Genomic DNA, 13,307 nt, shown 5'->3' on the forward strand with positions numbered 1-13,307 from the left:
GATGCCGTCACGTCCGACCCCGAGCCCGCGCCGCACCAGCCCCGCGCGGGATATGAGCACGACCACGGCCGGAGCCGCACCGCCCCGGCCGTCTTCCGCCCCGAACTGCGCCCGAGCGGCGCTCTGCCCAAAACCTCCGCGGACACCATGGAACACGACACCGACGCCGCGGCCGGCCCGATCGGCCAGCCGCTCACCAATGTGCGCTGGGACAGGCTGATCCGCGGGCGCGGGCGCTTCGTCGCCAACCGGCGCCACCCGGACCTGGCCCACGCCGCCGTGGTGCGCGCCATGGAGCCGTCCGGCACCATCACCGCGATCGACACCGCCGAGGCGGCCGCCGTTCCGGGCGTCGTCGCGATCTTCACCCAGGCCGATTTCGAGACCGTCTGCACCCCCTGGCGGGCGACGCACGGCCTCTTCGCGGGCGCGAGCGTTCCGCCCGAATATCCGCTGGCGCGCGGCGAGGTCCGCTATGTCGGCGAGCCCGTGGCGCTGGTCGTGGCCGAGACCGCCGCCGCCGCGCGCGATGCCGCCGACCTCGTCGCGGTGACGCTGGACGCGCGCCCCGCCGTCGTCTCGGCCACCGACGCTTTGGCGCCCGGCGCCCCCGCGCTCCACCCGCACCTTGCCGGCGCGGAAGCCAACCTCCACTACCGCATCGCCCGCGAGGCGCCTGCAACGGGCGGAACGCGCCACACCGTGCACCTCACCCTGTCCCGCGTGGCCCCGCAGCCGATGGAGACGCGCGGTGTTCTGGCCGACTACGACCCCGCCGAGGGCACCCTCACCGTGGTCCAGTCGCATCAGCACCCGCACCAGCAGCAGGACATCTACGCCCGCCACCTCGGCATCCCCGAGCACAAGGTGCGCGTGATCGCCGAGGACGTGGGCGGCGCCTTCGGCATGAAGCAGCAGCTCCACAAGGACGAGATGGCGACGGTGTGCGCCGCGGTGGTGCTCGGCCGCGCGGTGCGCTTCATCGCCACGCGCGGCGAAAGCCTCCTCAGCGACGGCCAGGCGCGCGACCACGCGATGACCGCCCACGCCGATGTCGCCGCGGACGGGACCGTCACCGGGCTGTCCCTCAGCGACGTCTGCGGCGTCGGCGCGTTCGGCCTCTACCCGCGCACCAGCTTCGGCGAATCGGGGCAGATGTCGCGGCTGTTCGGGGCGCCTTACGCGGTGGGTTCGGTGGCCTTCGAGTCGCGCCTCGCGTTCCAGAACCGGCCGCCGCTGGGGCATTATCGCGGTGTCGGTCACCCGGCCGCCTGCCTCATCACCGAGGCGGTGATGGACAAGGCCGCCCGCGCCGCCGACGAGGACCGCGTCGCCTTCCGCAAGCGCCACCTCCACACCCTCGCGAACGGCCCCGCCACCACCGCCGCGGGCCTCGTCCTCCACCGCTACCGCATGGCCGAGTGCCTGGACCTCGTGGCCGACCGCCTCGCCGCCGTGCCCGCCCCGGCGGACGGGCGCATCCGCGGCACCGGCCTCGCCTGCCTCCTGGAGCTGACGGCCCCCGGCTCGCGCTATTATGGCGACGGTCAGATCAATGTCACCGCCACCGAGACTGTGACGCTGCGCATGGAGCCGTCCGGCACGGTGCGCCTCGCGTCGGGCCACACTGACCAGGGACAGGGCGCGGACCAGATGCTGGCCCAGGTCGCGGCGGACGTGCTGGGGCTGACCGCGGACGACATCGCCGTGACCACCGGCGACAGCGCGCATTCGCCCTATGGAGGCGGCGCGTTCGGCTCACGTGGCACGGCGGTCGGCGGGCGCGCGGCCTATGCGGCGGCCGGCATGCTGCGGGACAAGCTCATCGCCACCGCCGCCCTCCTCCACCAGCGCGACCCGGCGGATCTGTCGCTGGCGGCGGGTCATGTGGTGGCGGCGGACGGCACGCAGCTCGCCACGCTGGCGGAGGTGGCGCGCATCTGCCACTTCAAGCCGCACCTTCTGCCGGACGGGCACGACGCCAGCCTCAGCGTCGTCGCCCGCCACGTGCCGCCCCACGACGGGATGACCGCGGCCGCGGTGTTCGGCGCCGCCGTCGCCATCGACCCCGCCACCGGCGAGGTGACGGTGGAGCGGCTGGTGACAGCGCACGACTGCGGCACGGTGGTGAACCCCAGGAGCGCCGAGGCGCAGATGATGGGCGGGGCGATGCAGGGCCTCGGCCAGGCGCTCTACGAGGCGATCCGCATGGACGAGAGCGGCCAGCCCCTCACCGGCTCCTTCATGGACTATGCGATGCCGCGCGCAGACATGGCCCCACCGGTGGAGGTGCTGCACCTTGCCCCCCTGCCGGGCGATGGGTTCGCGCCGCACGGCGTCGGCGAGGCGGGAGCGTCCGGCGTTCCGGCGGCGGTCCTCCTCGCGGTCAACGACGCGTTGGCCCCGCTGGGGGCGGAGATCACCGCCCTTCCGGCGACCGCGCCCGACATCTGGCGCGCCATCCGCGACGCTGAGGGGTGATCGTCCCCCGCGAAACGCAAAAAAGGCGCCCACCGGGCGCCTTTTTTGTTTGTGTCAGTGGGGCTTACTCGGCCGGGGCCGCGTGGCTGCCCTTGAAGCGCTTGATCTCGCCGGACTTCAGGCGGGCGAAGTAGGACCCCGCCTCGGCCTTCACGATCGGCATCAGGAGATAGAGCGCGATGATGTTGACGACCGCCATGGCGAACAGCATCGCATCGGAGAAGTCGATCACCGCGCCGAGCTGGGCCGCCGCGCCGATGACGACGAAGAAGCAGAAGATCAGCTTGAACACGAGTTCGCGCATCGGCCCTTCGCCGACGAGGTAGGTCCACGCCTTCAGCCCATAATAGGACCACGAGATCATCGTGGAGAAGGCGAAGAGGATCACCGCGACCGCGAGAACGTAAGGGAACCAGGAGAGGCCCGTGGCGAAGGCGGCGGAGGTCAGCTCCACGCCGGTCACGCCGCCCTCGGTGGCGATGCGCCCGCCGTCCAGCACGTAAAGCCCCGTCGCAGGGTCGACGACGAGGACACCGGAGATGACGATCACCAGCGCCGTCATGGTGCAGATGACCACGGTGTCGATGAACGGCTCCAGCAGGGAGACGACGCCCTCGGTGGTCGGCTCGTTGGTGCGCACCGCCGAGTGGGCGATGGCGGCCGAGCCCACGCCCGCCTCGTTGGAGAAGGCCGCGCGCCTGAACCCTTGGATCAGCGCGCCGATCATGCCGCCCGCCACACCGAGCCCGGTGAAGGCGCCGGCGAAGATCTGGCCGATGGCCCAGCCGATCATGTGGTAGTTGGCCGCCAGGATGATGAGCGCCGTACCGACATAGAGGATGCCCATGAAGGGCACGACCTTCTCCGTCACCTTGGCGATCGACTTGATGCCGCCGACGATGACGAGGAAGACGATGGCCGCCAGCACCAGCCCGGTGATCCAGCCGCGCCCGTCGAGGAAGGAGCCGGCGCCGCCGGTGACGTTGACGATCTGGGCGTGGGCCTGGTTGGCCTGGAACATGTTGCCGCCGCCGAGCGAGCCGCCCAACGTGAAGATGCAGAACAGGATCGCCATGAAGGAGCCGCCGGCGATGCCGCGCTCGGCGAAGCCCTTCTTCATGTAGTACATCGGCCCGCCGGACACCGAGCCGTCCGGGTTGGTCTTGCGGTATTTCACGCCGAGCGTGCACTCGGTGAACTTGGTGGCCATGCCGAAGATGCCGGCGAGGATCATCCAGAAGGTGGCGCCCGGCCCGCCGATGCCGACCGCGACGGCCACACCGGCGATGTTGCCGAGCCCGACGGTGCCGGACAGCGCGGTGGCGAGCGCCTGGAAGTGGCTGACCTCACCGGCGTCCTTGGGGTCCGAATAGTCGCCTTTGACGAGCTGGATGGCGTGCCAGAAGGCGCGGATCTGGATGAAGCCGAAGTAGATCGTGAAGACGAGCGCGGCGACCACCAGCCAGCCGACGATCCACGGGAAGCCGACGAAGGGTAGGTCCGCGAAGATCAGCGAGACGAACCACCCGGTCGACGAGGCGAAGATCTCGTTGATCTGCTGGTCGAGGCCGGGCGGCGGTGCGGCGGCTTCCGGCGCGGCGTCCTGCGCGAAGGCGGCGGCGGCGAAAAGGGGTGTCAGCGCGGCGGTCGTGGCCGTCAGGGCGGCGCGGTGAAATAAGGTCATGGCCTGGCCCTCAGGGTACGATGGTGACGGGAATAGGCGCGGAGGAGGCAAGGCGCACGCTGACGCTGCCGAAGACGTGCTCGCGGACCGATCGCGCCGTGGTGCGTCCGATGACGATCTGCGAGGCGCCTTTGTCGGTGGCGACGGCTTCCAGCACTTCGGCGGCGTGGCCGTGTTTGACGATGCCTTCGGCGGCGATGCCCTCCGCTTTGAGCGCGGCCACCACGGGGCCGACCAGCTTGGTGTCGGCGGTGCTGAGCTCTTCCTCCCGCCGCGCGTGGCGTTTTTCGTTTTCCTCCGCGCTCTGGAAGGCAAAGGGCGACCACTCGATCACGTAGCAGACGATGATCTTGCTTCCCTCTCCTGGCGCGACCAATGATTTGGCGAATTTCAGGACCTTATCTCCTTGCTCGGTCCCATCGAGACCGACAAGGATCGTCATATCCGGCATTGATCAAGGCCCCCTTCAAATTGCGTTCGTATCCATGGAGTGTCGAACCAGACGACAGATCATGTCAAATACTTCGGCACATATATTCAATTTAGCGCCCTAAGCTGCGGGCGTTGCAATGAAAGTTGCTCAAATGACCGCCAGCCGGGAGGACTTGCGGATGCCGCGATCGCGGGGGCTTTGATCGACGGCGTTCAAAGGTGAGGCAAGCGGCGCCTAGGAATGGACCGCACTCGGACCGGCGGCGACCCGCGATTTTCGCACCGGCGGAACGCCAATGTCCCGGGGGGCCGAAAAGGCCGCGCCAGACCGATCGGCCGGCCCCGGCACGCCTGCAGCAACCGGCCGGCAGCGCCCTCGCGAGGGCGGCGCGGCACAGCGACATGGAGCACCGGCAGCACGGGGGGCACAACGGCAAGGTGGGCCGGCGGCACGGGGGGCACAACGGCAAGGTGGGCCGGCGGCATGGGGACGCGCCCGCGGGCCGGCGGCTGGGTGATCAGGGCAGCGCCCGCGGCTGAGGCGCCGCCGACGGGAGGTCAGGCGTCGGAACCCTCGACCTTCTTCAGATAGCAGCCGGTGATGCGCCAATGGCCGTCGGGCTGCAAAGCGAGGGTGTAGAGCGCACGCCAGGACTCGCCCGCCTGATCGCGGAAGGCGACCTCCTGGGCATAGGTGCCGTCATTGTTCGTCCGGCTGCGCAAGAACGTCGGATGGCCGGCGCGCGTGACGGCCTTGTAGCCCTTGCGCACCATGGTGATGTAGCGCTCCGGCGTTGGAAACATGCGCTTGATGGCGGGCGCCGCATAGGCATAGGCCGCCTCCGCGTCGCCGGCCTTGAGGGCCTTCATCTGCGCTTTGATGGTGGACTGAATGGCATCGGGATTGGCGTGGGCCTCGGCACTCAAGCCAACGAAGGCGACCACGACGAGAGACAAGATCCGCTTCATATTCGCACTCCCGCTCAACGATTTCCGTCGAACGCAAATTGCGGGCCAAGCGGCCCGCAATGTCAAATAGGCTTTGGATCAATCCACCGCGCGTTGGTCGAGGCTCAGCCCATCAGACCCTTGGCGATCTCGGTCAGCTCGGGCGCCAGGTCCGGCCGGTCCAGCCCAAAAGCAAGGTTTGCCGCGAGGAAGCCGATCTTCGACCCGCAGTCGTAGGTGGTGCCCTGGAATTTCAGCCCCTTGAAGCCGTCTTCCTTCATCAGGGTCAGCATGGCGTCGGTCACCTGGATTTCGCCGCCCGCGCCCTTCTCGGTGTTGGCGAGCAGGTCGAAAATGCGCGGCTTCAGGATGTAGCGGCCGGTGATGATGAGGTTCGAGGGCGCAGTTCCGGCCTTCGGCTTTTCCACCATTCCCGTGACGTCGAACACGTCGCCGGAGCCGTTGATCTCCACCACGCCGTACTGGTCGGTCCGCTCCGGGGCGACCTCCTCCACGGCGATGACGTTGGACCCGTGTTCGTTGTAGACGTCCATCATCTGCGCCATCACACCGCGCTTGTTCTTGATGATGACGTCCGGCAGCAGCAGCGCGAAGGGCTCGTTGCCGACGAGCTCGCGCGCGCACCACACCGCGTGACCGAGGCCGAGCGGCGACTGCTGGCGGGTGAAGGAGACGTTGCCGGCCTCGGGAAGCTGGGCCCGCAGCTCCTCCAGCGGCTTGGTCTTGCCGCGCTCGGCCAGCATCGATTCCAGCTCGAACGAGATGTCGAAATGGTCTTCGATGACCTGCTTCCCGCGGCCGATGACGAAGATGAACTGCTCGATCCCGGCCTCGCGGGCCTCGTCCACGACGTACTGGAGAACGGGCTTGTCGACGACGGTCAGCATCTCCTTGGGCATGACCTTCGTGGCGGGCAGAAAGCGGGTGCCAAGGCCTGCCACCGGCAGGACGGCTTTGCGGACGGGTTGCATCACGTTGCCTTTGCGTCGTTAGGGCGTGGGCGACTCGAAGGAGCCGCCCGATCTATTACACGGTCGCGTGCAATAAACGATACCTGTATGCGCGCTCCAGCAACAACCCGACGACGATCCCGCCGGCACACCAGCCACCATAATAATATATGTCAAAAAAGTGGGACGTATACTCGGGAAAATAGAAACTCCTCGTCAACTCCGTCGAATGCATGAACGGGTTATAATACAAATATTTCAACATCGCGGGGGGCAGCGTCTCGGCGGTGAAAAACATGCCGGAGACGATATTGAGCGGGCCGGTGAGAATACCGAACAGGGTGCCCCAGAATTTGAAATAGAGCTTGATCACCATGTTCAGCATGCAGAAGCCGAAGGCGATACAACAGTTTCCCATGGCCGGGAGCATCGACAGCCAGAAATATTCCGGCGTGTCCGTCCCATAGAAATAGTGGAAGAAGAAGGTGATGAGGGTGTAGAGCCCCATCATCGCCAGAAGTTGCAGGAGGATCCCGCCGATGACGAGGTCGATCGGCTGCATGTTGGGCAACACCAACAGCCGCTTCATGCGGTTGTAGGTGCGGTCGCCGCCGGTGACGGAGCTGCGGAAGACCGACAGCGGCACGATGCCCGTCATCAGAAAGACCATGATGTAGTCGCCCATCCCGCCCGTGCGCAGACGCACATAGGTGAAGATGATCGTCATCATGGTGAGCATCGCCACCGGCTCCAGCACCATGGAGAACACGCCGACCGGCGATTCCACGTTGCGTGTCTGCGCCTCGCGCATGGCGACACTGTAGATCACCCCGGCCTGGCGGGAGACCGCCTCACCCACAGACGCCATCGACCATTCCTTACTGCGACCTCACACGCGGCGCCGGAAGCCAGCGTCGAGCGGGTCGAACTCGGCCGGATAGAAAGGGTCGCCATCGAGAAGCCCCGCCCAGTCCTGGCGGAACCGATGGCCCTCCACCGCGCGCTCGTATTGCCAGATCTCGCCCCCCCTTTCAAACAACCCGCCGGTGAGGCGTTGGCCGATCGTCGCCGACTCGTGGTGCACCGCCTCGGCGGCCGGAACGAGGAGATTGGTGAAGCCCGCCGCGTGCGCCTTCAGGCACAGGTCGACGTCGTTGAAGAGGACGCCGAAGCGGTCCGCGTTAAAACCGCCGAGCCGCTCGAACAGGCTGCGGCGGATCGCCATCAGCGCCCCGGTGACGCCGACGACGGACGTCTCGGCCCGCTGCCGGCCGCCAAATCCGGCGCAGCGCGCCGGCAGGAACCGTTCGGCGTGGCGCACGCGCGCCTCTCCCGCCAGCACCAGCCCCGCGTGCTGCACCCGCCCGTCCGGATAAAGAAGACGCGCTCCGGCCACGCCCACCTCGGGCCGCGCCGCCACGGCGGCCAAGGCGGCGAGCCAGCCGGGGCGGGAAAACTCGATGTCGTTGTTGGCAAACACCAGGACGTCGCCCTGCGCCGTGCGGGCCGCGAGGTTGTTGAGGGCGGCGAAGTTGAACGGGCGCGCGTCGCTGAGCACCTTATGGCCGGCCCGCTCGGCCTCCTCCAGGAGCGTTCGCGCGCGCGCGTCGGTCGTGCCGTTGTCGACGAGGATGGTCTCCTGCGGGCCGGGCCGGCTCGCCGCGAGCGTTTCGAGAAACCGCTCCAGATGGCCCGGCGCGTCCCGCGTCGCCGTGATCAGCGTGACGCTGGGCCCGGCCGTCACCGGCGCGGACTGCGGAGAAGCGGGGCGACCTGTCGCAAGCGCCCGGCCGGGCTGCCGCGGAACCGCAGCGGGCCACGCCGCCTTCGCCCGCACCGCATCGGCCAGCCGGACAGCGCGCCGCATGGGGCCGAGCCGCACCACATCGAGCCGGCGGACGACGACGCTGCCGCTGGTCTCGCGCGGGCGCAGCAGCAGCGCCGCCGTGGGCGACGCGAGGCTGAAGCGCGCACGGTAGAGCGCACCGCGAACGCGGCGCAGCGTGCCGAGGCGCGCCCGCGGCGACACCGCATCATCGGCCAGCACCAGCGGTTCCACCCAGGCGACCTTGCCCGCGTCATCCGTAAACTCGCCGGACATCTCCACCGTGCCGGGGCCGATCGGCGGGTCGAAGGTGAGGCGCAGGAGGCCCGTCTCCCCCACGTCGAACCGGTCGCCCGTCACGCGGACCCCCTCCGCCTCGGCGATGCGGATCCCCCTCATCCAACCCGCCGGGGTGGACGGCCGATGGCGCGGCCATGCGCCCTCGGCTCCGGCGCGTGGCGGCTGGCGCAGCGGTCCCAGCGGCCAGTCGGGGGCGAGCGTGCTCCATGGAGCCGCGCGGGCCACCATCAACGTGGCCGCCGCGGCCGGCCGGTCGGTAGGCCACACGTCGAACCCCGTCACCGGCTCGGCGGACGTGAACAGCGCTTCACCGGCCTCCAGCCGCAGCGGTACAGGACCGGCCGCCGTCACCACCGCCACACGCACGGCCACCGGGGCCGCGGCCGTGAGCCGGTAGCATCCCGGCGACAAGGGCAGCGCCACGCGCACAGGCGCACGCGCGCTCAGCTCCACGTCGGCGCGCCAGTGACGGTCCGCGCTCTCGTGGCCGCCGCTGCTGTGGCCTGCGGTGTTGATGTCGATCTCGCTCAGGTCGCCCTCCCGGCGGCGCCGCCCTTCTCGCCGCCGTCATATCCGCCGCGGCACGGGGGGTCACGGGGCAACCTCGCCGGTGTGCTCTTGCGGTCACGCCGCGCTTGCCTCTCGACATCGGCGGCAAGCGGCAGGACACCATCGCGGTATAACAGACCTCACGCGCTTCGGGCGGCGACCGGCCACCCGCGGCCGTCGCACCGATCGTCTCGGCACCTCGGCGGGGCCGCGAAAGTCCAATAAATCCCGCAATTTATTTCCGTGGCACAACATTGAGCAATCGGTTCGCCCATCCGCCCACGACGCTGCGTGACAGGACCCCGCGGCCCCAATTCGATACGCCAAGCGCTTTCCTGTCATTCGACTCAATGGACCTTTGCAACGCTCCTATGGCCCGGACCGGCTTTGAAACGCGTTGAATGTGCTCTACGAATTCGCACGGCCACGTGACGCGACCGCCCCGCTTGCCTATACTTTAGGTCGATCGGGCCTGATCTGCCGGACCAACCGCCCCGCCAAAGCCGGGACATGTCCGTGTCGAGGGAAATGTGATGGATGCACAACACATCCGGAGTTGGGTTCATACACCATCCGGTGTAGGACCTACCGACGAATGCGTTGAAGGCAGGGTAAAGTAACTTGACCCGACCCCTGATCCTTTTTGATCTGACACGGCTCGTTTCGGCCTCCGGACGCTCCGCGCCGACCGGAATCGAGCGCGTCGAGCTTGCCTATGCCAAATGGCTGTCGGGGCTCACCTCGGCGGACGTGCGCTTCGTCGTCACCATGCAGAGCGTGCGGATGATCGCCGACTCCGCGGTGCCGCAATTCCTCGACCGGCAAGAAGCCACATGGGACGGCGGCGCGCAGGGCTTCTCGGCCGAAAGCGCCATCCTCAACGTCAACGAATTCCTCACCGGCGACGGCGCCCCCGCCGCCCCGCTCCTCGGCTACCTCTCGCGTGAAGAGCGCGAACTGCGCCGCTCACGTCGCGGCATCACCGGTGAGGCGCCCAGCCGCTCGCCGATCTCGAGCTGGGCGCAGCACATGGCCGCCAGCTGGGCGCGCGAACCCCTCGCCCCGCTGCTGCGCCAGACCCATCGCGACCGCCCCGTCATCTACCTGCGCGCCTCGCTCGACCGGCTGGAGCGGCCCGGACCGATCGAGCGGATCAAATCCTTCCCCGGCGTTCGGATGGTCAACGTCTGCCACGACCTGATCCCGCTCGATTATCCGGAATTCGTGCGCCCCGGGACGGCCGCCACCTGCGCCGCCCGTGTCGAAACGCTCGCCAAGCACGCCGACGGGATCATCTCCTCGTCGCACTATAGCGCCGCCCGGCTGCGGCAATATCTCGGCCCCAAGCCGCCGAAGATCGCCGTCTCGCACATCGGCTCCGAGCCCGCCCCGCCGACCGCCGCCCTGCCGCCGCTGGCGGACAAGCCCTTCTTCCTCGTCGTCTCCACCATCGAGGCGCGGAAGAACCACATGCTCCTCCTCAACGTGTGGCGGCGCCTGGTGGAGGACCTCGGCGAGGAAGCGCCCAAGCTCGTCATCGCCGGCAAGCGCGGCTGGGAGGCGCAGACCCCCATCGCCGTGCTCGACCGCGTGCGCAGCCTGTCGAGCCACGTTTACGAGGCCGGCGCCGTGCCCGACGCCGCGCTCGACGTCCTGCGCCGCAACGCCACCGCCGTTCTGATGCCCTCCTTCGTCGAAGGCTTCGGCATGCCGGTCACCGAGGCGCTCTCCGTCGACACCCCGGTGATCGCCTCCGACATTCCCGTCTTCCGCGAGATCGTCGGCCAGGCGGCCGAGCTGATCGACCCGCTCGACGGCCCGTCCTGGACCCAAGCCGTCATCGACTATGCGCAGCCCGGCTCGCCGCGCCGCGCCGCCGCCCTGGAGCGCGCCCGCCGCTACGAACCGCCCCAGTGGTCCGACCACTTCCGCGAAGTGCGCAACTTCATCGAGGAAGTCGGCCAGGTGCAGCCGAAGATCTACGTGCCCGCCCGCCGCCGGCCGATCCTGCAGACCCTCCTGCCCTCCCCGTCCCGCACCCTCCTCTGAGAGGCCCGCCGGAGCGCCTCCGCCCGGCACCGGGACCGCCGCCGCCACCTGTCGTGAAAGCGCCGTCAAATCGGCCCTTTGACGGGTGCGGCGCTTCGGCTATCACACGCTCAAAACGTGCATCTCCAGAAAGGGGACCTCCCTTTGACCGCCATCATCGATATCGTCGGCCGCGAAATCCTCGACAGCCGCGGCAACCCCACCGTGGAAGTCGACGTCACGCTGGAAGATGGCGCCATGGGCCGCGCCGCCGTCCCCTCCGGCGCCTCCACCGGCGCCTACGAGGCGGTCGAAAAGCGCGACGGTGACGGGCGCTACGGCGGCAAGGGCGTCGCCGGCGCCGTCGCCGCCGTCAACGGCGAGATCTTCGACGCCCTGTCCGGCCTCGACGCCGAGCGCCAGCGCGACATCGACGAGACCATGATCGCCCTCGACGGCACCGAGAACAAATCCCGCCTCGGCGCCAACGCGATCCTCGGCGTCTCGCTCGCCACCATGCGCGCCGCCGCCGCCTCCGCCGACCTTCCCATCTACCGCTATGTCGGCGGCGTGAACGCCACCGTCCTGCCGACGCCGATGATGAACATCCTCAACGGCGGCGCCCATGCCGACAATCCCATCGACTTCCAGGAGTTCATGGTGATGCCGGTCGGCTACCCCTCCTTCTCGGAGGCGCTGAGGGCGGGTGCGGAGATCTTCCACGCGCTGAAATCCAAGCTGAAGCAGGCCGGCCACAACACCAATGTGGGCGACGAAGGCGGCTTCGCGCCGAACCTTCCCTCCGCCAAAGCCGCGCTCGATTTCATCATGGAAGCCGGGACCCAGGCCGGTGCGCGCATGGGTGAGGATGTTCTCATCGCCCTCGACTGCGCCGCGACCGAGTTCAACACCGACGGTCAATACCGCCTCGAAGGCGAGCAGCGCACCCTGCAGCCAGCCAAGATGGTCGACTACCTCGCCGAACTCGTCGACGCCTATCCGATCATCTCGATCGAAGACGGCATGGGCGAGGACGACTGGGACGGCTGGAAGATGCTGACCGAGCGGATCGGCGCCAAGTGCCAGCTCGTCGGCGACGACCTGTTCGTCACCAATGAGACGCGCCTTGCCCAGGGCGTTTCGACGGGTGTCGCCAATTCCATTCTGGTGAAGGTGAACCAGATCGGCACCCTGACCGAGACGCTGGACACCGTCGAGCTCGCCCACCGCAGCGGCTACACCGCGGTGATGTCCCACCGCTCGGGCGAGACCGAGGACTCCACCATCGCCGACCTCGCCGTCGCCACCAATTGCGGGCAGATCAAGACCGGCTCCCTGGCGCGCTCCGACCGCACGGCGAAGTACAACCAGCTCCTGCGCATCGAAGAAATGCTGGGCAGCGCCGCCATCTACGGCCGCCACGGCCTGCCGCTGCGCGCTCAGTAGGTGACCGGCCACACGGCCAAGGTGCTCTGGACCGCCCGCGACGGGGACGACTTCCTGCGCGGGCGCTACAGCCGCACCCACACGCTCAGCTTCGACGGTGGCACCACCGTCGAAGGCTCCCCCGCCGCGATCAACGTTCCCGCGCCGTGGTCCGACGCCGCCGCCGTCGACCCCGAAGAGATGTTCGTGGCCGCCCTCTCCGCCTGCCACATGCTCTGGTTCCTCGATTTCGCCCGCCGCGCCGGCGTCAACGTCACCCGCTACGAGGACGACGCCGTCGGCACCATGGCCGACATCGGCGACGGTCGCCGCGCCGTAACCCGTGTTGCGCTGCGTCCGCTCATCGCCAGCGATGCGGATGCCGCAACCCTCGCCGCGCTGCACGAGAAGGCGCACCACGCCTGCTTCATCGCCAATTCCGTGCGCACCGAGATCGTCGTGGAGCCTTACCCCGGCGCTTGAGCCGTGGGGGCCGCCGCGGCCTCCGGCGGGCTCCTGCTCACCAACGATCAGGGACCGCCTAATCGCCGGAACCGCCATCACCCCTGCACCGCGTGGCAGACCCGGCGGCACCTTGCCAAGGACAAGCGGCTAAAGCCGGCCTTCGGCTCCTTGGCAAGGCACCACCGGGCCCGCCAAGGGT

At 68.7% G+C, this 13,307-nt stretch carries 10 protein-coding genes; 4 read left to right on the top strand and 6 right to left on the bottom strand.

The genetic code is table 11. The features are described from left to right. The first annotated feature begins 147 nt into the window (after nucleotides 1-147). On the top strand, nucleotides 148-2,481 hold the full coding sequence (locus BIX52_RS00705) for a xanthine dehydrogenase family protein molybdopterin-binding subunit (RefSeq protein ID WP_075219114.1): 2,334 nt from the start codon (nucleotides 148-150) through the stop codon (nucleotides 2,479-2,481). 64 nt (nucleotides 2,482-2,545) lie between these two features. Here BIX52_RS00705 and BIX52_RS00710 read toward each other — a convergent pair whose 3' ends face one another. From BIX52_RS00710 to BIX52_RS00735, 6 genes are all read right to left on the bottom strand, one after another. Then, nucleotides 2,546-4,165 carry an alanine/glycine:cation symporter family protein gene (locus tag BIX52_RS00710; protein ID WP_075219115.1) on the bottom strand — a complete coding sequence of 540 codons (1,620 nt, stop codon included), beginning with the start codon at nucleotides 4,163-4,165 and terminating at the stop codon, nucleotides 2,546-2,548. Between the two features lie 10 nt (nucleotides 4,166-4,175). Beyond that, entirely contained in the window at nucleotides 4,176-4,607 is a 432-nt protein-coding gene (locus tag BIX52_RS00715) for a universal stress protein (protein WP_075220060.1), read from the bottom strand. A 548-nt stretch (nucleotides 4,608-5,155) separates the two neighbouring features. Beyond that, nucleotides 5,156-5,566: a DUF4864 domain-containing protein gene (locus BIX52_RS00720; RefSeq protein WP_075219116.1), complete on the bottom strand. Its 411-nt coding sequence runs from the start codon at nucleotides 5,564-5,566 to the stop codon at nucleotides 5,156-5,158. Nucleotides 5,567-5,670: 104 nt separating this feature from the next. Further along, nucleotides 5,671-6,537, bottom strand: coding sequence for a UTP--glucose-1-phosphate uridylyltransferase GalU (gene galU, locus BIX52_RS00725; RefSeq protein ID WP_075219117.1), 867 nt, complete (start codon nucleotides 6,535-6,537; stop codon nucleotides 5,671-5,673). 55 nt (nucleotides 6,538-6,592) lie between these two features. Next, entirely contained in the window at nucleotides 6,593-7,384 is a 792-nt protein-coding gene (locus BIX52_RS00730) for an ABC transporter permease (RefSeq protein ID WP_075219118.1), read from the bottom strand. Nucleotides 7,385-7,405: 21 nt separating this feature from the next. Then, complete coding sequence (locus BIX52_RS00735) at nucleotides 7,406-9,094, bottom strand: glycosyltransferase (protein WP_075219119.1); 1,689 nt, start codon at nucleotides 9,092-9,094, stop codon at nucleotides 7,406-7,408. Nucleotides 9,095-9,811: 717 nt separating this feature from the next. Between BIX52_RS00735 and BIX52_RS00740 the strand changes: the two genes are divergently transcribed. From BIX52_RS00740 to BIX52_RS00750, 3 genes are all read left to right on the top strand, one after another. Further along, entirely contained in the window at nucleotides 9,812-11,239 is a 1,428-nt protein-coding gene (locus tag BIX52_RS00740; protein WP_075219120.1) for a glycosyltransferase family 4 protein, read from the top strand. A gap of 144 nt (nucleotides 11,240-11,383) precedes the next feature. Then, the gene (gene eno, locus BIX52_RS00745; RefSeq protein ID WP_075219121.1) at nucleotides 11,384-12,664 is read left to right on the top strand and encodes a phosphopyruvate hydratase; all 1,281 of its coding nucleotides are present in this window, start codon (nucleotides 11,384-11,386) and stop codon (nucleotides 12,662-12,664) included. Next, entirely contained in the window at nucleotides 12,665-13,126 is a 462-nt protein-coding gene (locus BIX52_RS00750; protein ID WP_075219122.1) for an OsmC family protein, read from the top strand. Nucleotides 13,127-13,307: the final 181 nt, after the last annotated feature.

Origin of the sequence: Acuticoccus yangtzensis, assembly GCF_001927245.1 — a bacterium.
GTDB lineage: Bacteria > Pseudomonadota > Alphaproteobacteria > Rhizobiales > Amorphaceae > Acuticoccus > Acuticoccus yangtzensis.